At 63.7% G+C, this 21,207-nt stretch carries 23 protein-coding genes; 12 read left to right on the forward strand and 11 right to left on the reverse strand.

All coding sequences use genetic code 11. From position 1 onward, the window contains the following. Positions 1 to 92: 92 nt before the first annotated feature. A complete protein-coding gene (locus ABIB90_RS22280; RefSeq protein ID WP_007595596.1) occupies positions 93 to 1,316 on the reverse strand; it encodes a polyhydroxyalkanoate depolymerase in 1,224 nt (407 codons plus the stop codon). Positions 1,317 to 1,498: 182 nt separating this feature from the next. On the opposite strand from ABIB90_RS22280, the gene ABIB90_RS22285 reads away from it, so the two are divergent. Beyond that, positions 1,499 to 2,155 carry a glutathione S-transferase family protein gene (locus tag ABIB90_RS22285; RefSeq protein WP_354201380.1) on the forward strand — a complete coding sequence of 219 codons (657 nt, stop codon included), beginning with the start codon at positions 1,499 to 1,501 and terminating at the stop codon, positions 2,153 to 2,155. Between the two features lie 278 nt (positions 2,156 to 2,433). Here ABIB90_RS22285 and ABIB90_RS22290 read toward each other — a convergent pair whose 3' ends face one another. Continuing rightward, entirely contained in the window at positions 2,434 to 2,658 is a 225-nt protein-coding gene (locus tag ABIB90_RS22290) for a hypothetical protein (RefSeq protein WP_007595594.1), read from the reverse strand. 181 nt (positions 2,659 to 2,839) lie between these two features. Between ABIB90_RS22290 and ABIB90_RS22295 the strand changes: the two genes are divergently transcribed. After that, positions 2,840 to 3,193, forward strand: a complete 354-nt coding sequence (locus ABIB90_RS22295) for a hypothetical protein (RefSeq protein WP_007595592.1) — start codon at positions 2,840 to 2,842, stop codon at positions 3,191 to 3,193. A gap of 9 nt (positions 3,194 to 3,202) precedes the next feature. Here the strand turns inward: ABIB90_RS22295 and ABIB90_RS22300 are convergent, their stop codons facing one another. After that, positions 3,203 to 4,306, reverse strand: a complete 1,104-nt coding sequence (locus ABIB90_RS22300) for a mandelate racemase/muconate lactonizing enzyme family protein (RefSeq protein WP_354201381.1) — start codon at positions 4,304 to 4,306, stop codon at positions 3,203 to 3,205. A gap of 179 nt (positions 4,307 to 4,485) precedes the next feature. On the opposite strand from ABIB90_RS22300, the gene ABIB90_RS22305 reads away from it, so the two are divergent. The 4 genes from ABIB90_RS22305 to ABIB90_RS22320 all read left to right on the forward strand — a co-directional run bounded on the left by ABIB90_RS22305 (position 4,486) and on the right by ABIB90_RS22320 (position 8,837). Further along, positions 4,486 to 5,319, forward strand: coding sequence for a GyrI-like domain-containing protein (locus ABIB90_RS22305; RefSeq protein WP_354201382.1), 834 nt, complete (start codon positions 4,486 to 4,488; stop codon positions 5,317 to 5,319). Positions 5,320 to 5,453: 134 nt separating this feature from the next. Then, positions 5,454 to 6,380, forward strand: coding sequence for an SMP-30/gluconolactonase/LRE family protein (locus ABIB90_RS22310; RefSeq protein ID WP_007595571.1), 927 nt, complete (start codon positions 5,454 to 5,456; stop codon positions 6,378 to 6,380). Between the two features lie 200 nt (positions 6,381 to 6,580). Beyond that, entirely contained in the window at positions 6,581 to 7,174 is a 594-nt protein-coding gene (locus ABIB90_RS22315; protein WP_219684248.1) for a GNAT family N-acetyltransferase, read from the forward strand. 16 nt (positions 7,175 to 7,190) lie between these two features. Next, positions 7,191 to 8,837 carry a GMC family oxidoreductase gene (locus tag ABIB90_RS22320; protein WP_354201383.1) on the forward strand — a complete coding sequence of 549 codons (1,647 nt, stop codon included), beginning with the start codon at positions 7,191 to 7,193 and terminating at the stop codon, positions 8,835 to 8,837. Between the two features lie 555 nt (positions 8,838 to 9,392). Here the strand turns inward: ABIB90_RS22320 and ABIB90_RS22325 are convergent. After that, positions 9,393 to 10,322, reverse strand: a complete 930-nt coding sequence (locus ABIB90_RS22325) for a LysR family transcriptional regulator (RefSeq protein WP_035993424.1) — start codon at positions 10,320 to 10,322, stop codon at positions 9,393 to 9,395. A 93-nt stretch (positions 10,323 to 10,415) separates the two neighbouring features. On the opposite strand from ABIB90_RS22325, the gene pcaH reads away from it, so the two are divergent. Further along, positions 10,416 to 11,204, forward strand: coding sequence for a protocatechuate 3,4-dioxygenase subunit beta (gene pcaH, locus ABIB90_RS22330; RefSeq protein ID WP_007595562.1), 789 nt, complete (start codon positions 10,416 to 10,418; stop codon positions 11,202 to 11,204). Positions 11,205 to 11,208: 4 nt separating this feature from the next. Continuing rightward, on the forward strand, positions 11,209 to 11,835 hold the full coding sequence (pcaG, locus tag ABIB90_RS22335; RefSeq protein WP_007595560.1) for a protocatechuate 3,4-dioxygenase subunit alpha: 627 nt from the start codon (positions 11,209 to 11,211) through the stop codon (positions 11,833 to 11,835). An 18-nt stretch (positions 11,836 to 11,853) separates the two neighbouring features. Here the strand turns inward: pcaG and ABIB90_RS22340 are convergent, their stop codons facing one another. Both ABIB90_RS22340 and ABIB90_RS22345 read right to left on the reverse strand, forming a co-directional pair. Further along, positions 11,854 to 12,465 (reverse strand): LabA-like NYN domain-containing protein, encoded by a 612-nt coding sequence (locus tag ABIB90_RS22340; protein WP_007595558.1) that lies wholly within the window; start codon positions 12,463 to 12,465, stop codon positions 11,854 to 11,856. A gap of 361 nt (positions 12,466 to 12,826) precedes the next feature. After that, the gene (locus ABIB90_RS22345) at positions 12,827 to 13,732 is read right to left on the reverse strand and encodes a helix-turn-helix domain-containing protein (protein ID WP_354201384.1); all 906 of its coding nucleotides are present in this window, start codon (positions 13,730 to 13,732) and stop codon (positions 12,827 to 12,829) included. A gap of 48 nt (positions 13,733 to 13,780) precedes the next feature. Here ABIB90_RS22345 and pobA point away from each other — a divergent pair, with 48 nt between their 5' ends. Continuing rightward, positions 13,781 to 14,953: a 4-hydroxybenzoate 3-monooxygenase gene (gene pobA / locus ABIB90_RS22350; RefSeq protein ID WP_007595554.1), complete on the forward strand. Its 1,173-nt coding sequence runs from the start codon at positions 13,781 to 13,783 to the stop codon at positions 14,951 to 14,953. Positions 14,954 to 14,987: 34 nt separating this feature from the next. Here the strand turns inward: pobA and ABIB90_RS22355 are convergent, their stop codons facing one another. From ABIB90_RS22355 to ABIB90_RS22365, 3 genes are all read right to left on the reverse strand, one after another. Beyond that, complete coding sequence (locus tag ABIB90_RS22355) at positions 14,988 to 17,138, reverse strand: CHASE2 domain-containing protein (RefSeq protein WP_354201385.1); 2,151 nt, start codon at positions 17,136 to 17,138, stop codon at positions 14,988 to 14,990. 18 nt (positions 17,139 to 17,156) lie between these two features. Then, positions 17,157 to 17,828, reverse strand: a complete 672-nt coding sequence (locus ABIB90_RS22360) for a hypothetical protein (RefSeq protein ID WP_007595550.1) — start codon at positions 17,826 to 17,828, stop codon at positions 17,157 to 17,159. Between the two features lie 155 nt (positions 17,829 to 17,983). Beyond that, complete coding sequence (locus tag ABIB90_RS22365; protein ID WP_256375805.1) at positions 17,984 to 18,109, reverse strand: hypothetical protein; 126 nt, start codon at positions 18,107 to 18,109, stop codon at positions 17,984 to 17,986. Positions 18,110 to 18,409: 300 nt separating this feature from the next. Here ABIB90_RS22365 and ABIB90_RS22370 point away from each other — a divergent pair, with 300 nt between their 5' ends. Then, positions 18,410 to 18,868: a hypothetical protein gene (locus ABIB90_RS22370; protein ID WP_007595548.1), complete on the forward strand. Its 459-nt coding sequence runs from the start codon at positions 18,410 to 18,412 to the stop codon at positions 18,866 to 18,868. Between the two features lie 40 nt (positions 18,869 to 18,908). On the opposite strand, the gene galE is transcribed toward ABIB90_RS22370, so the two are convergent. Further along, entirely contained in the window at positions 18,909 to 19,901 is a 993-nt protein-coding gene (gene galE, locus ABIB90_RS22375) for a UDP-glucose 4-epimerase GalE (protein ID WP_354168160.1), read from the reverse strand. 6 nt (positions 19,902 to 19,907) lie between these two features. Then, positions 19,908 to 20,129, reverse strand: a complete 222-nt coding sequence (locus ABIB90_RS22380) for a hypothetical protein (RefSeq protein WP_354168158.1) — start codon at positions 20,127 to 20,129, stop codon at positions 19,908 to 19,910. Between the two features lie 167 nt (positions 20,130 to 20,296). Between ABIB90_RS22380 and ABIB90_RS22385 the strand changes: the two genes are divergently transcribed. Together ABIB90_RS22385 and ABIB90_RS22390 are read left to right on the forward strand one after the other, a co-directional pair. Further along, positions 20,297 to 20,581 carry a hypothetical protein gene (locus tag ABIB90_RS22385; protein ID WP_354168156.1) on the forward strand — a complete coding sequence of 95 codons (285 nt, stop codon included), beginning with the start codon at positions 20,297 to 20,299 and terminating at the stop codon, positions 20,579 to 20,581. A gap of 145 nt (positions 20,582 to 20,726) precedes the next feature. Further along, on the forward strand, positions 20,727 to 21,173 hold the full coding sequence (locus ABIB90_RS22390; RefSeq protein WP_354168154.1) for a CHRD domain-containing protein: 447 nt from the start codon (positions 20,727 to 20,729) through the stop codon (positions 21,171 to 21,173). Positions 21,174 to 21,207: the final 34 nt, after the last annotated feature.

Here is a 21,207-nt window from a genome sequence, read left to right on the forward strand (position 1 = left end):
GAGGCGTCGAGATCCTGCCCCAGCATCTCCGGTCGCCTCACTGCAATGCGCGTTGAAGTTCGCTCGTGACGTACGGGCCAGGGGCTGACGGGTTACGAATTCACGTGCACAAAATCCCGCAGCAGCGGGTAGATCTCGTTGTTCCAGCGCTTGCCCGAGAACACGCCATAATGGCCGACGCCGGCCTGCATGTGGTGAACGCGGCGGTAGGCGCGCACGCCGGTGCAGAGGTCTTGCGCGGCCAGCGTCTGGCCGATCGAGCAGATGTCGTCCTTCTCGCCCTCGACCGTCATCAGCCCCATGCGGCTGACGGCCTTGGTGTCCACCGGACGTCCCCGATGCATCAGCTTGCCCTGGGGCAGAAGATGCTCCTGGAACACGTCGCGCACGGTCTCGATGTAGAATTCCGCGGGCAGATCCATCACGGCGAAATATTCGTCGTAGAAGGTCTTGATGCTGGCCGCCTTCTCCTTCTCGCCCTTGGCGATGTGATCGGCGAGATCGATATGCTGCTTGATGTGGCGCTCGAGATTCATCGAAACGAAGGCGGTGAGCTGCACGAAGCCGGGATAGACTTTCCGCAAGGCACCGCGGCACTGCATCGGCACGTAGTTGATCAGGTTCTGCTCGAACCAGTCGATTGGCCTGCTCTTGGCGAATTCGTTGACCCTGGTCGGCTGGATGCGCGTGTCGATCGGGCCGGCCATCAGCGTCAGCGTCGCCGGCCGCGAAGGATGGTTGCCCTCGCACATGATCGCGGCGGCCGCGAGCGCCGAGACCGAGGGCTGGCAGATCGCGACCATATGCGGGCGCGGGCCCAATTGGCCGAGGAAGTCGATGAGATGCTCGGTGTAGTCGTCGAGCCCGAAACGGCCCTCGCTGCGGGGAATGTCGCGCGGATTGTGCCAGTCGGTGATGTAGACGTCGTGGTCCTGGAGCAGCGTCTTCACGGTGCCGCGCAGCAGCGTCGCGAAATGGCCGGACATCGGCGCCACCAGCAGCATGCGCGGCTGCTCGCCCACGCCCTCCTTCTTGAAACGCAGCAGCGAGCCGAACGGGGTCGCGTAAGCGATCTCCTCGGTCACGGCGACCTCGCGATTGCCGACCATGACGCTGTCGATGCCGTAGGCGGGACGGTGATAGGTGAGGGTGGAGCGGGAGATCAGCTCCAGCGCGGCCGACAGCCGGCCGACGACCTGATCCGACAAGCCCTGCGGCACCAGATTGAGGAATTTGAGCGCGGACGAAGCGCCCGACCGCCACGGCGCCGTCAGGTCCATTTGGTTCTGAAAGGCCTGATAATACATCGACATCATACTGAAACGCCCACCTGTCCCGTGCTGCTATGCAATATCGGAGCCAAACCCGGGATGGGCCGCCCTCAAGATTGGCACGTCGCTTGCTGCTCTTTTTGCGGGAAGCACAGGCGCTGCGCACTCCCGCAGTCCGGGCGGGGTGCATGTCTTAGGCGTGAGTCACAGGCGTGAGGGAAGGCCACATGGCGAAGGCGACACTGACCATCAGCAGCAAGAACTATTCGTCCTGGTCGCTGCGTGGCTGGCTGCTGACGAAATTTTCCGGGCTCGATTTCGAGGAGATCGTCACCGCGCCGGACGACGCGTCGGCGCGCGCCGAGATCCTGTTGTTGTCGTCATCGATCCTGGTGCCGTGCCTGCGGCACGACGGCGCGGTCGTCTGGGATACGCTGGCGATCGGCGAATATCTCAACGAGGCGATGCCGAATGCAGGGCTGTTGCCCGCGGATCGCCTCCAGCGCGCGCATTGCCGCTCGATCTGCGGCGAAATCCATTCCGGCTTCACCACCTTGCGCGCCTCGCTGCCGGTCAATTTGAAGGGGCACTTCCCCGGCTTCAAGATCTGGTCGCGCGCGCAGGCCGACATCGATCGCGTCTGGGCGATCTGGCGCGACTGCTTGGACAAATCGGGCGGGCCCTTCTTGTTTGGCGAGACCCGCACCATGGCTGACGCGATGTACGCACCGGTAGTGACGCGCTTCGTGACCTATAACGTCAAGCTCGAGCCGCAACTGCAGGCCTATGCCGATACCATCATGGCCATGCCGGAGATGAAGGAATGGATCGCGGCGGCAAGGGATGAGCCGGCCGAGATCGAGGAGCTCGAGGTCGAATATTAGGCAGGCCGGCTGCCATCTGCCTGTTTTGGGAGCGAGCATCCAGCCGCCGCACCCAGCCGTCATGTCATTGAAGCCGTTAACTTTTGACGCCGGTGGCCGGCTGGCCCTGCTCAGGCGCTGCGCAGATATTGTGTGCGCCTGGTGGCCAGTTGCGACATCTAGCCGTGAACAGGCGCGTACGGGGCCCTGCGGCTGATTCGGACGTGATTCGTTCGGGCCGCGTTCCGAAGGTTAAGACGGGACGCGGCCCCGTTGCATTTTGAGACAGAAATCAGTGCTCAGGCCACGCCCGAATGCTTCATGCGCGGGACGCGCCAGCCGATAACGGTAGCTTCGACTGCGACACCAGCCGTGTGGTTCTGCCAGCGTCCCTCGACATAGCGGCAGGCGAACGGCAGCTGATAAGTCCCGCTGTGGTCCTCGCACAGCACTTCGACTGCAAGGCCAGGCGGCGGTTCTCCGGCGCCGTCGAATTCCGCCAGTCGTCTGTCGCGCGTTGCCATCAAAAACTCCCCTAAACAAAGCCGCGAAAGGAGCGCCCATTTCCTCCGCGTGCAGATCATCGCTCCCCGTCCGAGGGAACAGCCGCAAGCTCAACGCGAGAATGCGGTGCGAGTGTGGTAGCCTCGACAGGCTGCGTGCAAAAAGCGCACATTGCCGTGATTGATTTGACGAGGAACCTGCATGCTGCTTCGAAGCACCGGCGCTTGTTTCGCGATGGTACTCGCCACGCTGGCGATTGTGTCGGTCCGCGCGCAGGACGTGCCCGGCATCGAGATCTGCACGGTCGAGAAGACCATGGAGCGCCGCACCAGCTGCCTCCAGAGCAATGTCGACTTCCTCCAGAAGACGATCACCAAGCTGAACCTCGATCACCAGCAGAAGCTGGACGCCGCGGCTCGCCAGATCGATGCGTTGAAGACGACCGTGGCCGGTTTGCAGAAGACGCTCGGCGATCTCCAGGCCGCGCAGGCGAAGACCGCCGAGGATGTGAAGAAGAAACAGGATGCGCCGCCGCCAAAGGATGCGGCGAAATAGCCGCCGCGCTCAGGCGACGCGATATCGCTCCATCACGCTGCGGTCGGGTTCGTAGCCGAGTCCCGGTCCGGTCGGCACCGCGACATGGCCGGCGGCATCGACATCGGCGCGGCCGCCCCAGAGGCAGGCCTCGCGCTTCAGATAAAACATCTCGACCAGCCCGTCGGCGCGCCCCGCCAAAAGATGCAAGGTCGCCAGCAGGCCGGGGCCGAAATACGGGGAGTGCGGAACGATTTTGACGCCGAGCCGATCCGCGAGCGCCGCAATTTTCAGAAATTCCGTGATGCCGCCGACCTTGATCACCGACGGCTGGGCGTGGCTGACCGCGCCCGCATCCATCATCTGGCGAAATTGATATTCCGTGCAGGCGTTCTCGCCGGCGGCGACGCCGAGCCCGCCCTTGCTGCGGACTTCGGCGAGCGCCGCAAAATCCTCCGGCGGCCAGACCGGCTCCTCCAGGAACATCGGCTGCGCGTCCCGGCATGTCCTGGCGAATGCGACCGCCTGCTCGCCCGACAGCGGGCAGTTCATGTCCACCATCAGCGGAATGCCGGGCCCGATCGCCGCGCGCGCGGCAAACACCGCCGGCGCCGTGGTCTCGTGCAGCTTGATGGCGCCATAGCCGAGCGCCAGCGCCTTCTTGCATTCGGCGGCGATGTTGTCGGGCGAGCTGATCCGCAACAGGCTCGCATAGGCCGGAATGGCCGGGCGCCTGGTGCCGCCGAGCAGGCGGTGCAGCGGCACGCTCTTGATCTTGGCGGCGAGGTCCCACAGCGCGATGTCCAGCCCGGAGATCGCGAACATGGTGATGCCGTAACGCCCGAACAGATGCAGATTGCGCTGGATCTGCTCCATGACCGCGGGAATGCCGGCGGCATCGGGAACTTCCAGCCCGCGGGCCTGTGGTGCGATCATTTCCTCGACGGCACTGCGCGTGGTGCGGGGGCAGACATAAGCAAAGGCATCGCCCCAGCCTGTCAGCCCGGCGTCGGTGGTGACCTCGACGATCACCATGTCGAGGGCGGTGATGGCGGAGGCGCCCTGACGGAAGCTCGCGACACCGGCGTCATAGGGGATGCGGATATGGTGCGGCCGCACATCGGTGATCTTCATGACACGGTTCCTCCTGCTTTCTTATGAGCGGTTTCAAGAACAACCCGAGTGTAGCCATGAACGCCCGGACGTTGCCAGAGGCTGGTCCGGCGTTATCCTCCTGCGGGACCGCAACGCCGATCAAGCGAAACCCGCGGACTTCCGTGCATCATGGTCGCGCTTCGAACGAGAGAAACGCCATGAACCCAGCCCAGCGCGCGCTCTGGTATGTCGAGAGCCATCTGGCCGAGCCGATGACGCTCGACGAGATCGCTGCGATATCGGGCGTGTCGCGGTTCCACATCGTGCGCGCGTTTGCCGCGGCTACCGGCCTGCCGGTGATGCGGTACGTGCGCGCGCGGCGGCTGAGCGAAGCGGCGCGCAGTCTTGCGAACGGCGCGCCGGACATCCTGTCGCTGGCGCTGGAGGCGGATTACGGCTCGCACGAAGCATTCACCCGCGCGTTCCGCGACCAGTTCGGCACCACGCCCGAAGCGGTGCGGGCCGCGCAATGCACCGGCCATCTCAAGCTTCAGGAGCCGATCCTCATGGACTCAACCATCGCAGACAAGCTCGCCGCCCCGCGCTTCGAAACCACAAGGGCCTTCCTCGTCGCTGGCATCAACGAGCGCATTTCCTGCGACAACGGCGCGGCCATTCCTGGACTGTGGCAGCGCTTCCACCAGGAGGTCGCCGACATTCCCGCGCGCGTTGGACCCGTCGCCTATGGCGTCTGCTGCAACGGCGACGATGCCGGCAATTTCGACTACATCGCCGGCGTCGAGGTCGCCGATTTCTCCGAGCTGCCGCGCCGCTTCGGCCGTATCCGTATCCCCGAGCAGCGCTACGCGGTGTTCACCCACGCCGACCACGTCGCCTCGATCAGGCGTACCGTCAACGCGATCTGGAATCAGTGGCTGCCGGCCTCCGGCCTGAAGGCTGCCGATGCACCGAATTTCGAGCGCTACGACGAGAACTTCGATCCCGCCACCGGCAATGGCGGCCTGGAGATTTGGATACCCGTGCGAGATTAGCGCGCAACGCTGGCATACCATCCCGCTTGCTTGGCAAGCCCCGGCGACTTTGTCATAACCGCAGGCAATCTTGCGTGTGGGGCCCGTGCCGGACATCCCGTGCAAGTCATAACAAGCAGCCGGGAGGGTCCCACATGTCCAACGTCCGCGTTCTCGCCACCGACCTCGAATTTCCCGAAGGGCCGGTCGTGATGCCGGACGGCTCGGTCGTGCTGGTGGAAATCCGCGGCCAGCGCCTGACCCGCATCCATCCCGACGGGCGCAAGGAGATCGTCGCGAAGATTCCGGGCGGCCCGAACGGTGCAGCCCTAGGCCCCGACGGCAAGATCTACATCTGCAACAATGGCGGTTTTTCCTGGATCCCGACCCGCAACATGATCATGCCGGGTCCGCAGCCCGACGATTATCTCGGCGGCTCGATCCAGCGTGTCGATCTGCAATCGGGCCAGATCGAAACCGTCGTGACGCGTTGCGGCGAGCACGATCTGCGTGGGCCGAACGATCTGGTGTTCGACAAGCAGGGCGGCCTCTGGTTCTCCGATCTCGGCAAGCGCCGCGCGCGCGAGATGGACGTCGGCGGCATGTACTATCTCAAGCCCGGCATGAAAGAGATTGTCGAAATCGTCCACGGCGTGTTGCCGGCAAACGGCATCGGCCTGTCGCCGGACGAGGCCACCGTCTACATCGCGGAGACGCCGACGGGCCGGCTCTGGGCCTACGAGCTCTCCGCGCCCGGCACGCTGAAGCCGCGCGACGTGATCTATCGCGGCGAGCGGGGCAAACCGATCTGCGGCCTCGGCGGCTACCAGATGTTCGACTCGCTGGCGGTCGAAGCGAACGGCAATGTCTGCGTCGCCACCCTCGTCTCCGGCTGCATCTCGGTGATCGCGCCCGATGGCACCCTGGTCGAGCAGGTCCCGACCGGCGACCGCGTCACCACCAACATCGCCTTCGGCGGCCCCGAGCTGAAGACCGCCTACATCACGCTCTCAGGCAAGGGCGAGCTGATCGCCATGGACTGGCCGCGCGGCGGTTTGCCGTTGAATTTCCTGAACAAGTGAGCCAAGCCGTCATTGCGAGGAGCGAAGCAATCCGGCAGACCCTCACCCTGAGGAGCGCGCCCTTCGCGCGCGTCTCGAAGGGCGAGGCCACCAGCAGGGCCTTCATCCTTCGAGACGCGCGTGCCGCGCTCCTCAGGATGAGGAGCTGACAGCCTGGATTGGTTCGCTTCGCTCGCAATGACAACAGAGAGAGACCTGCAATGCCCTGGCCTGATCCCATCACCCTGCGCGGACAGCATGCCGGTCTGGAGCCGCTGTCGCATCAGCACCGCGAGGGGCTGATCGAGGCCGTGAAGGATGGTGAGCTCTCCACCATCTGGTACACCGCGATTCCGACGCCGGACAACATGGGCAAGGAAATCGACCGGCGGCTCGGTCTTCAGGCCGCGGGCTCGATGCTCCCCTTCACCGTGTTCGATAGCAACGGTAAGATCGTGGGCATGACGACCTACATGAACATCGATGCCGCCAACCGCCGCGTGGAGATCGGTTCGACCTGGTATGGCAAGAGCGCGCAGCGCGGCCCACTCAACACGCAGTGCAAGCTGCTGCTGCTCACCCACGCCTTCGAAACCCTGGACTGCATCGCGGTGGAATTCCGCACCCACTTCTTCAATCACCAGAGCCGCCGCGCCATCGAGCGTTTGGGCGCCAAGCAGGACGGCATCCTGCGCAGCCACCAGGTCGCGCCGAACGGCACGCTGCGCGATACTGTGGTCTACAGCATCACCGCGGCCGAATGGCCGACGGTGCGAACGCATTTGAATTATCAACTCAACGACAAGCCGCGCTAGAGGCGGCCGAGGCACCATGGACAGATTTGATTATGTGATCGTCGGCGCGGGCTCCGCCGGTTGCGTGCTCACCAGCCGGCTGAGTGAAGACCCCGCTACCAGCGTTTGCGTGCTCGAGGCGGGCCCGAGCGACTGGCATCCCTACATCCATCTGCCGGCGGGCTTCATCAAGACCTTCCATATGAAGAGTATCAACTGGGCCTACCAGCAGGAGGTCGGGCCCTGGACCGGCGGGCGCAGCATCTACGCGCCGCGCGGCAAGACGCTCGGCGGTTCGTCCTCGATCAACGGCCATATCTACAATCGCGGCCAGCGCATGGATTTCGACACCTGGGCGCAGATGGGCAATCGGGGCTGGGGCTATGCCGACGTGCTGCCCTACTTCCGGCGGCTGGAGAAGCGCGTCGGCGAGGGCGAGGACGTTTACCGCGGCCGCGACGGCAATCTCACCGTTACCACCATGAACTGGCGCGATCCGCTCTGCGAAGCCTTCATGGAAGGAGCGGTCTCGCTCGGTATCCCCCGCAACCCCGATTACAACGGCGCGAAGCAGGAAGGCGTCTCCTATTGCCAGCGCACCATCGATAAGGGCTTGCGCGTCTCCGGCGCCACCGCCTTCCTCAAGCCGGCGATGAAGCGGCCGAACGTGCATGTCCACACTCACGCGCACGCCACGGAGATCATCTTCGAGGGCAAGCGCGCCGTCGGCGTGCGCTACATGAAGGGCGGCTCTGGCCGCACGCCGGTCGAGGTTCGCGCCAACAAGGAAGTGATCCTGTCCGGCGGCACCTATAATTCGCCGCAGCTGTTGCAGTTATCCGGCATCGGCTCACCGGATCTGTTGCAGGCCCACGGCATCGCCGTGCGTCACGCGCTCCCGGTCGGCGAGGGCCTGCAAGATCACTACGCGCCGCGCACGGTCGCGCGCGTCAAAGACATCAGGACCATCAACGAGCTCCGCCGTGGTTTGTCGCTCTGGGTCGAAGCGCTGAAATGGGCCACCACGCGCGGCGGCCTGCTCTCGCTGTCGCCGACCATGGTCTATTGCTTCTGGCACTCCGGCGAGAGTGCGGATTCGTCCGATCTCCAGCTCACCTTCACACCGGCGAGCTACAAGGAAGGCGTGCAGGGCCAGCTTGAGGACGAGCCCGGCATGACGGTGGCCTCCTGGCAGCAGCGCCCCGAGAGCCGCGGATATGTCCGCATCCGTTCGTCTGATCCGTTCGCGCCGCCGATCATCCAGACCAATTATCTCGACGCCGAGCTCGACCGTCGCGTCATCGTCGGCGGCATGAAGCTCGCGCGCAGGCTTTTGAAGAGCGCGCCGCTGTCGCCCTATTACGCCTACGAGGATTTCCCGGGACCCAACATCAATACCGACGACGAGTTTTTGGCCGCCGCCACCGAACGTGGCACCACCACCTTCCACCCCGGCTGCACCTGCCGCATGGGCCCGGCGGATTCGACCTGGGCGGTGGTCGACGACCAGCTCCGCGTTCACGGGTTGGAAGGCCTCCGCGTCATCGATGCCTCCGTGATGCCGCGCATGATCTCGGCGAATTTGAATGCGTCGACCATGATGATCGCTGACCGCGCCTCGGACCTCATCCGCGGCAAGCAGCCGATGGAAGCCGCCCGCGTGCCGGATGCTGCGGTGGCGTAGCAAGGTCTCGTGCCCCGGATGCAGCGCAGCGCTTCCCCGGCGATGCGAAGCATCATCCGGTGCAGCGGTGCGCTGCAGAGCCGGGGCGCATATCTTGGCGTTACGCCGTGTCGCCCCTGGGTCCCGGCCCTGCGTAGCAGCGTTTTACGCTGCAGCGCGTCCGGAGATGTGAGTGTGTTGTCAATCGGCCCATCGTCCCGTCGCGTAAAACACCCCGCCACGCCGTCAATCCCATTTCACAATATTGCGCCGCGAGGACGCGAAGGCGTGTCTGCGATTTGAAATGCGAGTTGGAGAAGGGGATGCTCGCCCTTGCTCCGTCATTGCGAGCGCAGCGAAGCAATCCAGTCTGTCACCGCGGGGGGATTCTTATCGAAAGGTCACGCGGTATGGCCCTGGCTTTCGCCAGGACGACCCGTAGGTTGCACTGTGCTTCAATTTTACGATTTCAGCCCGTATTTTCTTCGTGCAACTGCTGGTTCGCGCGCAAGGCGGCGTTTTCCTTGCGGAATCACACAGGACTTGGGTGTGGCTTATGCGTCACAGCCGGCGCGTTCAGCGGCCCGCGGCCGTCGCCGCGATGATCTCGAGCTGGTTCCTGAGCCAGCGGTGGGCCGGATCTTTCTGATAGCGCTGGTGCCAGACCATGAACATCGGCAGCTCGGCCAGGGTTCGCGTGCGCGAGGCCAGCGGTATCCGCACCTGCGCGAAGCCGTGCATCACGCCGGGCGCCAGCAGGCTCGGCATGCTCGCCAGCATTTGCGAGCCACGCAGGAAGGACGGCACGCCGGAGAAGCTCGGCACGGAGATCGCGATGTCGCGGTGGAAGCCGTTGGCTGCAAGCCGACGATCGAAGTCGAGGCGCTCATTGTCAGTGTAGACCACCGTGATGTGACGCGCCGCGAGATAGGCGCCGCGCGTAGCCGGCGCGGCACGCGCTTTGGGGTCGTAGTAACAAACGTAATGGTCTTGCAGCAGGCGCTTCTGCACGATGTCGATGCCGGACGGCGGCAGCGGCGTGATCAGCAGGTCGCAGCGGTTTTCCCGAAGCATCGCTGGCGACGGCGACTGCGAGGGGATCACGCGCAGGTTCAGGCTCCTCACTTGCGCGGCGACATGATCGAAGAACCGCGGCAGCAGCAGGTCGCGCTGGAAGTCGTTCGCGGCGATTGTCAGCGAAAGCTGCGCGCTCGCCGGCTCGAACGTGACGCCGCCGGCAAAGCTCCGCATCTCGTCGATCAGTGCTCGCGCCTTTGCCGCGAGCGCCTGGGCGTGCGCCGTGGCCACAATGCCGCGGCCGGATTTGGCAAACAGCGGATCGCCGACGATCCGCCGCAGCTTGTTGAGGGCGTGGCTGACCGCGGATTGCGTCAGGCCGAGCCGCGTTGCGGCCGCCGTCACCGAGCCCTCTTCCAGCACCGCCAGGAACAGCTCCAGCGCGTGGCCATCGAGCGCCAAATGATCGATTTTTTTCATGGAATTCATTATAATCGATCTATTTATCTTGAGAATAGCTCGCGCCATCATCTCCCGATAAATCGTGCGCCCCAACGGGCGCCAGAGGGAGAGACAACGCCGATGCATGCCCAGGCGCCAGCCTTGCGGGATCCCCGCCTCAACCGCCCCGAGCCGTTCACGCCTCCGCTCGGTGACGGTGGCTTCTTCCAGCGCGACCGTTCCATGCATCCGCCGGCGCACGCGCCAGGCTACAAATCCTCGGTGCTGCGCTCGCCGCGCCAGGCGCTGCTGTCGCTTGAGACCTCGGTCTCGGAGATCACGGGGCCGGTATTCGGTCACAACGACCTCGGCCCGCTCGACAATGATTTGATCCGCAACTACGCCAAGGACGGCGATCCCGTCGGCGAGCGCATCATCGTCCACGGCCGCGTGCTGGACGAGACGGGCCGCGGCGTGCCGGACACGCTGGTCGAGTTCTGGCAGGCCAATGCCGGCGGCCGCTACCGGCACAAGAAGGACACGTATCTGGCGCCGATCGATCCGAATTTCGGCGGTTGCGGTCGCGCGCTGACCGACGACACCGGCTATTATTATTTCCGCACGGTGAAGCCGGGGCCCTATCCGTGGCGCAACTACGTCAACAGCTGGCGTCCCGCTCACATCCACTTCTCGGTGTTCGGCTCGGGCTTCGCACAGCGTCTGATCACCCAGATGTACTTTGAGGGCGATCCCCTGATCCCGGCCTGCCCGATCCTGACGACGATCCCGGACAAGGATGCGCTGGAGCGCCTGGTCGCGCCGCTCGACCTCAATGCATCGACCCCGTTCGACTCGCTCGCCTACCGCTTCGACATCGTCTTGCGCGGCCGGCGCTCCACTTACTTTGAAAATCGCACCGCAGGGAACTAGGTCCATGCCGCAGCCGCTCAACTACCTCAAGGAAACCGCCTCGCAGACGGCCGGGCCCTACGTGCATATCGGGTTGATCCCGGCCATGGCCGGATTCGACATTTTCGAGAAGAACTTCTCCAATGTGCTGGTGACGCCGAACACGCAAGGCGAACGCATCACGCTGGAGGGCAAGGTGATCGACGGCAGCGGCACGCCGCTGCGTGACGTGCTGCTGGAGATCTGGCAGGCGAACGCGGCCGGCCGCTACAACCATCCGGCCGATCGGTCGACCGGCCCGCTTGACGAGGAATTTCGCGGCTGGGGTCGCGCCGGCTCCGACTTCGAGAGCGGTCTCGTCACCTTCGAGACCATCAAGCCGGGCGCGATCATCGACAAGACCGGCCGCAAAGGCGCGCCGCACATCAATGTCTGGACCGTCGCGCGCGGTATCAACATCGGTCTCAACACGCGCCTCTATTTTTCGGACGAAGAGGCCGCCAACGCCGCCGACCCCGTGCTCAGCCTGATCGAACAGCCGATGCGACGTTCGACGCTGATCGCAAAGCGCAGCGAGCGTGGCGGCAAGATCGTGTATGCCTTCACGATCAATTTGCAGGGGCCGGAAGAGACGGTGTTCTTCGACGTGTGAGAGCCGCCGCCCGAAGGTTCACTCCACCTGGTCGCCGCGATCGATCGCTACGCGCGCGCGGAATTGCGGTGACTGACGCATCTCGCGCGATCCCGGCCGATTGGCCGGATCGCGCCCCACTTTTGGTTGCAGTTCTGCCAAATCGATGAATATGTCCGCCTGTCGGCGCAGCTCGTCGGCGACCATGGCTGGCTGAGTGGAGAGTGTGGAGACGACCGTCACGCGGACACCGAGGCGTTGCAGGGCTTCCACCAGCGAACGAAAATTCCCATCGCCCGAGAACAACACGATCTGATCGACGTGCTCGGCGAGTTCCATCGCATTTACGGCGAGGTCGACATCCATGCTGCCCTTCACCTTGCGGCGGCCGGTGATGGCGTCGACGAATTCCTTCGTGAGTTTCGTGACGACGGTGTATCCGTTATAGTCGAGCCAATCGATCAACGGACGGATTGACGAATACTCCTGATCCTCGACGACGGTCGTGTAGTAGAAGGCCCGCAACAGCGCACCTCGGCTTTGGAATTCGCCGAGCAGTCGCCTGTAGTCGATGTCGAAGCCGAGCGCCTTGGAGGTGGCATGGAGATTGGAGCCATCGATAAAGAGTGCGATCTTCTCAATCGAAGACATTATGCACAAATCTCCAGTTGTACGCGAAAGGTGGCCGGTCCAACCGCCGGGGGCGGTGTGTCGGCCGGAAAAACATTGAAGCCACCGATGGCTTGCCGAAAAAGCAGCGCAGACGACCGGACAGGGGCGGCCGTCTTGCGCCCAGGTTAGGGAGGATACAATGCCCACCGGCGCCAGGGCGCCGAATGCAGCCAGGCTAAGGCGCGCGCATTCCCTACTCAATTGTACTGAGGTAAAGGGCGCCTATCCAAAGGATAGGGCCCCATATACGAAGGTTAAGTGGCAGCGCTGGCAACAAAGGCCATTGCGGTTCCCAGCGTGGCCTTCGACCACAGGCGCGCCTGATCGATCGGCCGATGTGTCAGCCTTCCTCGCCGTGGAGCTGCGCGCGAAAGGCGCGCGGCGACACGCCCGTGGCGGCGGCATAGACCCGGCTGAAATAGGCGGGGTCCTCGAAGCCAAGCGCATAGGCGATCGTCGAGACCGGCAAATTGGTATAGACGAGGTTGCGCCGCGCCTCGCGGATCAGCCGGTTGAGGATCAGGTGCGAGGCGGTGTCGCCGGTTGCCGTCCGCGTCACCCGGTTGAGATGGGTCGGCGTGATCGACAGCGCGCCCGCATAGTCCGCGACGCTCCAGCGTTCCAGATGATGCTGTTCCAGCAGCGCCTCAAAGCGGCGGAATAGTCCGCTTTCAGCCGTGCCGTTGCCACCGCTCTCGCCAGTGAGCGCGCGGGCCACCAGCCCGATCATCGCCGCCGACAGTGCACGCAGCACATGCGCTCGGCCGAAATCGCGCGCGGCGTGTTCGGCAAAGATCTGCTTCATGGTGGTCCGGATCTGCGGCGTGCCGCGTATCACGGCCGAGCGCGACAAGGCACTTCGCAGGCCTTCAGAGGCGAGCAGCGCTTCGTCCAATATTTCCGCGGCGATGGTCAGCACCCAGCCCTGGGTATCAGGCACGAAACGGAAGCCATGGACGTGGCCGACAGGCACGTTGACGATCTGCATCGGCTTCAGCTGCACCACGCGCCCGTCGAGCGTGGCTTCGCCGCCGCCGCGCTCGATCAGCAGCACCTGGTGCAGCCGGGCATGGCGGTGCACGGCCAGCGTCCAGTCGTGCAGCACCGAGCGCGAGGCAATCGTCTCGCAATGCACGACATCGGGCAGATCGCCGGACTCGCCGAACAAATTGTAGACCCGGATCGCCGGGGCGGGGGCTGCGCGTCTCATGTTCGAATAGTACAAGACAAAGACGAAAGCCTCCATCGGTCAGCGGCGCTGAATCTGCAAGAAAGTGCCGAGGAGGACGCAAAAATGAAAGTTCAGGTCTGTATCATCGGCGGCGGGCCGTCCGGGCTGCTGTTGTCCCAGCTCCTGCACCTCAAGGGTATCGACACGGTCGTGCTGGAAAAATCCAGCCGCGACCACGTGCTTGCCCGGATCCGTGCCGGCGTGCTCGAACACGGCTTCGCCAGGCTGATGCGCGAGGCTCAGTGCGGCGAGCGGATGGACCGCGAGGGTGAGATCCACAAGGGATTCGAGATCGCCCATGATGGGGTGCTCTCCCAGATCGACCTCCACAAGCATTCCGACGGCAATTCGGTGCTGGTCTACGGCCAGACCGAGCTGACGCGCGACCTCTACGAGGCGCGCGACCGCCTCGGCGGCAACGTCGTGCACAATGCCGAGGACGTGACGCCGCATGACCTGACCTCCGACCGGCCTTACGTGACCTATCGTTCGAATGGCGAGACCGTCCGAGTCGATTGCGATTATATCGTCGGCGCCGACGGCTTTCACGGCGTCAGTCGCAAGTCGATCCCGAAGGACGTGCTGCGGGAATACGAGAAGATCTATCCGTTCGGCTGGCTCGGCGTGCTGTCGCGTACGAAACCGGTGTCGCCGGAGCTGATCTATGTGAAGCATGAGCGCGGCTTCGCGTTGTGTTCCTTGCGGTCGCAAGTGCTGAGCCGCTACTACGTCCAGGTGCCGCTCACCGACAAGGTGGAGGACTGGAGCGACGATGCGTTCTGGGCCGAGCTGAAGCGTCGTCTGCCGGACGAGGTCGGCGGCCGCCTGATCACGGGACCGTCCATCGAAAAGAGCATCGCGCCGTTGCGCAGCTTCGTCGCCGAGCCGATGAGCTACGGCCGCCTGTTTCTCGCCGGCGATGCCGCCCACATCGTGCCGCCGACGGGCGCGCGCGGGCTGAACAGCGCTGCCTCCGACATCTATTATCTCTACCACGCCATGCTCGCGCACTATCAGAACGACGATGATTCCGGGCTTCAGGGCTATTCCGCCAACGCACTGGCGCGGATCTGGAAGGCGCAACGCTTCTCGTGGTGGATGACGATGCTGCTGCATCGCTTCCCCGACCGTTCCGAGTATGAAAACAGGCTTCAGCAGACGGAGCTGGAGTATCTGCTGTCGTCCGAGACGGCGCAGCGTCTGCTGGCGGAGAATTATGTGGGGTTGCCGTTCTAGCGTGGAGTGAACCCGAAAGCGGTGCGACGCTGCGCTACTTTCCTTCTAGGATGTTCACCGGAGTCCAATCCGACCCCGGTGGATTTGTAGCGAGCGCAGTCGCGCGCTTGTCAAAAAGCGCTGACGCCGGATCCATTTCCGCCGTTCGCCCGAACGCATCAGCCGCCTTCGCAAACTCCCTTGCCCGCCAGCACGCCAGCCCTTCCGCATACGCGGCGGCAATCTTCGCCTGCCCGGCACTCTCCGTGCCCTTCTCCGCGAGGGGCTCGAACACTTTGATCGCCTCGCCGCGTCCTATCACTTTGATGGCGTCGAGCTCGCGCCAGGTGAAAGTATTGCCTGTCTGCGCGACAGTCGTTTCTGAGGCCATGATGGTGGTGCCATAATATTTGTTGGCGCCTTCGAGCCGCGAGGCGACGTTCACGGTGTCGCTCATCACGGTGTAGTTGAAGCGGCGGCGGGAGCCGATATTGCCGACCACGGCCTCGCCGCTGTTGAGCCCGATGCGGTGCGACAGGCCGCGGCCGGCGAAAGCGGCGCTGGCGGCATTAAGCTCCGCCAGCTTTGCGTGACATTTCAGCGCGGCATGGACGGCGTGGCGCGCATGCGCGGGATCGTCGGCGGGCGCACCGAACATGGCGACGATGGAATCGCCGATATATTTGTCGACATAGCCGCCATGGCTCTCGATGATGTCGGTCATGGCCGACAGATATTCGTTCATCAGCGTCACCAGTTCGCCCGGCGTCATCGTCTCGGCGATGGAGGAGAAGCCGCTCAGGTCGGAGAAGAACATCGTGACGTTGCGCATTTCGCCGCCGAGCGCCGGCATCTTGCCGGAGGCCACCATCGTCTCGATCACTTCGGGGGCGAGATAGAACGCAAAGCTCTTGCGCAGGAAACGCTCGTCACGATCGGCCAGCACGAAACGGTAGCCGATCATCATCGCGAGTGCGGCAAGGCTTGCGAGTGCCGGCTCGGTCAGCGGCAGCGCCAAGGCATGGACGAATGCACCGACGGCCACAGCGGCGTATACGGCGGTGAGGCCAAACCAGGCGATCAGTGCGGCACCCGGTGCGAGCACGCAGGCCGCGCAGGCCACGATCGCTGCGAACACGATGGTGAGAATGCTCCGCAGTGGAAAGCCGAGCTCGGTCACCGCATCGCGTTCGATCAGATTTCGCACCGCGTTGGCATGAACGAAGACACCGGCGATGTCGCTGCGGGCCTTTTGTACGGTGCTCGCCGGGGCAGGCTGGGCGCATCGTGGACCCGGCGTTCCGTCATATCCGCCGGACAGTCGCATCGAGGTGAGCTTGCGATCATCGAAATTCAGGGCGGTGCCGAGCAGCACGACTTTGCCGCCGAAGGCGCGACGGAAGAAATCGCGGTCGCCTTTTTCGACGCAGGCTCGCAGATCGGCGAAGGAGAAAGTCGGAATGTCGCGGCCCAGTCCTCGAAAATTGAGCGCCAGTGTATTCGGTACCGCACTCGGAATTGCATAACCGGACAATTCGGTCGCTCCGGACGGTGCAATCTCGGGCTTTACAGCGAGCGCGCGCGCGGCGAGCTCGACCGCCATCGCGGGGACCGGCTTGCCGTCGATCGAGAAGCTCAGCGGCATCCGCCGGATCACGTCGTCGGTGTCGGTATGGACGTTGAGGGCGCGGATATTGTTTCTCACCACCAATTGCTGCGCGCGGTCGGGCCTTTCCTGATGGTCGTTGCTCAGGATCTCGCCGAGCACCAGCTTGCCGCTGTCGGAAAGCTTCCGCAGGGCGATGAGATAGTCCCGATCGAATCCCTTGAGTCGCGTGCCCAGCGACGCGTCGCCGAAGGGAATCTCAGACTGCTCGATCGAGCTCGGGAAGATGACGTCGAAGCCGATCGCCCGGGCGCCGCCGTCGTCGATGCTGCCGAGAACCCGGCCGATCTCGCGCGTCCAGGTCTGCGTTGGCGATCCCTTGAACGGCGGAGTGTCGTAGGTCTCGCCGTCGATGGCCACGACGACGACCGGGGATGTCGCGGGATCGCGTTGGTCGCCGACGAACTTGCTGCGCAGTGCCGTGAGGATATCGAGCGACAGGCCCTGCAGCGTCTGGAACGGTGGAGACGTCACGACGGCGCCTGCAAGAAGCGCAATCAGGATCGCTGCAACGATGTCCCGTCTGCCGATCCGCCGCATCGCCCCGCCGCTAGCTGCCTATTCGAGCCGCAGCAGGCGCCCGACGATCGGCGTTGGCGACGACGTGGCGCTGGGATCGACCTGGAAGGCGTAACGCTTGGTGCCGAGGATGGCGAGATAGCTGCCGCCCGGCGTCAGCGACTTCCCGGCCTTGGCGAAGTCATAGAACTTGCCTCCGACCATCGTCTCGCTCTTGAGGGGAACGCTGATCGTGGGCTCCTTGCCATCGGTACGTTCGATCACCAGGGTGCTGCCGCTCTTGGCCTGCACCAACGGCGCGACGCCGTAGAGCGTCGGCAGCTTGGCCGGAGCGTTGCCCTTGGCGTCCGACCGCATGGTGCGGAAGGTCGTCGCGGCACTCTGGTTCGCCTCGCGCTCCGATAGTTTTGCCGCGTTGGTATCGCAGGGCACCTTTTCACGCTTGACCTCGCCGAGTTGCACGGTGCTCTGCTCGGTGCCGACCATGACGACGCCTTCGCTGATGGTCTCGCGCTGGCACGATTTGAGATAGCTGAGCGTAATGGTTGCCTTGGGCCCCAGCTTGATGATCTTGCCCGGCGCCACATAATCCATGAACGCGACACCGTCGACCTTGCCTTGCACCTCCTCGACGATGGCGGCCGGGGTCTCCGCCAAAGCGGGGGCAGCAAGACAGCACGCGCCGACAACAGCGCCGATCAGGCTTTTCATGGGAATTCTCATCCAATTCGACCGATACTTGCCCGGTCCCCGTCCAGGCCCGATGCTTAGCAGCGAAACGCCCAGGTAAGTGTGACCGGAATCACTCTCAGCTATTGGTGCACTCTATCAGGAAGAGGTTCAAACCGGCGACCGGATGGATAATTTCATTCGGCTGGGACGGCCTCGACCGGGTAGCCCTCCGCTGCACTCTCTATATCAATAATGGGCGCGAGCGTGGCCTCGGTCTTCTGATACGGCGTCGCCTGCTGACCGTCGGCGATCTCGACCACTTCCTCCCAGCGCGACAGGAAGGCTAGCTGTCACGAGCTGGCTGGAGTTGATAGCGGTTATATGCGTGCTGCCAAACGAGGTCGGCACGCCGATCGTTTTTAGCGCGGTATGCAACGAGCTCCATCTTTCTTGCCCGCTGCACGGGGGAGCGTGCGCCCGCCCGCGTCGCTGCGCGTCGGCAGCAATTTGACTGGCTCGCTTTGCAGGGCGTTAACCGTGGCGGAATGCTCCCCGCGCGGGTCATTGTCGCGCCCCAGAGTTGGTTGCAAATACGTTTGAGTTTTACGGTGGATGTTTTCATGCTGAGAGACGGCAAATATGCGGCCTGGTTCAGGACCCCGCGCGGTCAGGGCACGGGCGTCGTGCATCTGGCGGAGGGACGAATCTCCGGCAGCGACAGCTTCTTCACGTATGGCGGCTCTTACCGAATCGACGAGCAGCGCTTCACGGCGGTTCTGACCACGCGGCGACATGCCGAGGGGCCGCCGACCGTGTTCGGGCTCGACGAAGTCGAGGTCAAGCTCTCGGGCGTGTGCAGCGGCGCGATGGCGACTTGTTCCGGAACGGCCGAGCAGGCGCCCGATGTGACCTTCGAGGCGACGCTGATCTACAGCCAGGACGAGGTGCCCGCCGTTGAGGCCAGAGGTGCGGTCGTGAAGCTCAACGCAGACAAGCTGCCCAAGGGGCTCGACGGCCGCTCGCGATCGCGCCATCCGTTTGCGCCGGGATCGCTCGGCTCAGAACGGAATAGACCATAAGGCCACGTCTCATCCCGCCTGATCGACTTCGACGATGTCGTCAGGGCTGCTTAAGCGGATGAGCCCTCTGGTGCCAGGCCCAGGCGGTGCGGATCACGGTCGGCAGATCCGAATGTCGCGGCACGAAATTCAGCACTTTTCGCGCTGCGGAGGGATCGGCGACCAGATAGGTGGGATCGCCGGCGCGGCGCGGTTTGACGGTGTGGGGCACCTCGCGCCCGGTCTCCTGCCTGATGGCAGTCAGAATTTCCCGCACCGAAAAGCCGGAGCCGGTGCCCAGATTGAAGCTCCCGCCGGCATGCCCTTGTTCCAGCAGCTTCAGCGCCGCGACATGCGCTGCGGCGAGATCGGTGACATGGATGTAGTCGCGGATCGCGGTGCCATCGGGCGTGTCGTAGTCCTCACCGAACACGGCAAAATCGACATGGCCCTGTAACGCCATCATGGCGCGCGGAATGAGATGGGTTTCATTGTCACGCAATTCGCCGATGCCGCCGGCAGGATCGGCGCCGCTGGCATTGAAATAGCGCAGGCAGAACGCGCCGAAGCCGTAAGCGGCGCGGTAATCGGCGAGCATGCGCTCGATCATCCACTTCGATGCGCCATAGGGGTTGATCGGCGCGCAGGGGAAGTCTTCCGGCAGTTCCTTGGAATCGGCATTGCCGTAGACGGCGCCGGTCGAGGAGAACACGATACGATGGCAACCCGCATTGCGCATCGCCTGCAATAGCGACAGCGTGCCCTGCACATTGTTGACGTAGTACTTTTGCGGGTCGGTCATGGACTCGCCGACGAGGCTCGCCGCCGCGAAATGCATGACCGCCGTGATTTTGTGCTCGGCGAAGGCGCGCGCCAGCGTGGCGCCGTCGAGCAGATCGCCCGTTACCAGCGGGCCGGCGACGAAGCCGCGATGACCTGTCGACAGATTGTCATAAACGACGGGCTGATAGCCGGCCGCGGTCAGGGCGCGGCAGGCATGCGAGCCGATATAGCCCGCGCCTCCCGTAATGAGGACAGTCGGTCGGTCGGTCATGTCAGCTTACCTCGAGGTGAAATCAACGATCATCGATGCGCCCGTGGCCAGCACCAAATCGGCACACAGCACGAGCACCGCAAGCGTCAACCATTCGAAACGCTTGCCGAAGGCGGGGACATGTCGAGTGGCGCCATGGGACAGGACATCACTCAAGGAGAGGGCTTCCGAAGTGATCTGTCCCAATGTGATTGCCTCAGTTCGACAGTTGATCGATCCGGTGAGCATAGATCGATCTTCGCTGTATGCAACCCACCGGGGGCTCGGCACGATCGTCCTTCTTCGTTTAGCTCGCATTGACTCTATCGCTGCGAAACGGTGGGCGCGCGCATCGCGGCAACCGAAGCTTTAAGCACGAAAAATAAGCTGATGCCGAGTAAAGGAGTGACGGAAACATGGCACAGATCTGGATGACTTATGACGAACTCGCCGGGCTTAGTGGCTGCACGCCTGCCGAGGCCAGAGTGCGGGCCATCCATTTGTCACTTGACCGCCGCAAAAGCCGCGATGGCGCAACCCGCGTTAAGCTCGATCTGGCGCTGACGGCTAAATTTTTCGCATCTGTCCGGGACGCCGGTTTTGATCTGGACGGCGCCATCGAGGCGCTCCAGGCCACCCATCGGCAGATGGCAGAACTCCTGTCGCCGAACCAGTTCCAGGGCCGGCGCCGGTCGGCTTAGCCCGCGCACGCATCGATCACGCTCCGGGCGCGAGGAGCCGAGATTCTCGCGATAATTGTTCCGAATCAGGCATAAATCTCCATCCGGAATTTCCATTGCAGGCCGGGTTAACCGCAGCGGGCCGCAGAGCCTGCAGGAGGATGCCATGAGGAACGACAGCGATCGAGGCTACGCGACACTGTTGGGAGCGGCGATGCTGGGCGGGCTGATCATCATGACAGCCGCAACGGCAAACGCAGAGCTTGTGAAGTTGCAGGCCGATTTAAAAGGCAGCAATGAAGTGCCTCCGAACAACTCGCCCGGAACAGGCAAGGCCGAGGCGACCTACGATACCGAGGCGAAGACCCTCACCTATACGGTCAGCTTTTCCGGCTTGACCGGGGCAGTCATGGGGGCACATTTCCATGGCCCCGTGGAGCCCGGCAAGAACGCCGGCATCGTGCTGCCGTTCAAGACGGTGCAAAGTCCGATTCAGGGGAGCGCAACGCTCACCGAAGCTCAGGCTGCGGATCTGCTGGCCGGGAAATGGTACGCGAACATTCATACGGCCGCGAACCCGGGCGGTGAACTACGCGGACAAATGACGAAATAGCGACGGCAGCTTCCCAATGCAGACGTGCAGGCCA

Origin of the sequence: Bradyrhizobium sp. JR4.1 (assembly GCF_040548605.1) — a bacterium.
Taxonomy (GTDB): domain Bacteria; phylum Pseudomonadota; class Alphaproteobacteria; order Rhizobiales; family Xanthobacteraceae; genus Bradyrhizobium; species Bradyrhizobium canariense.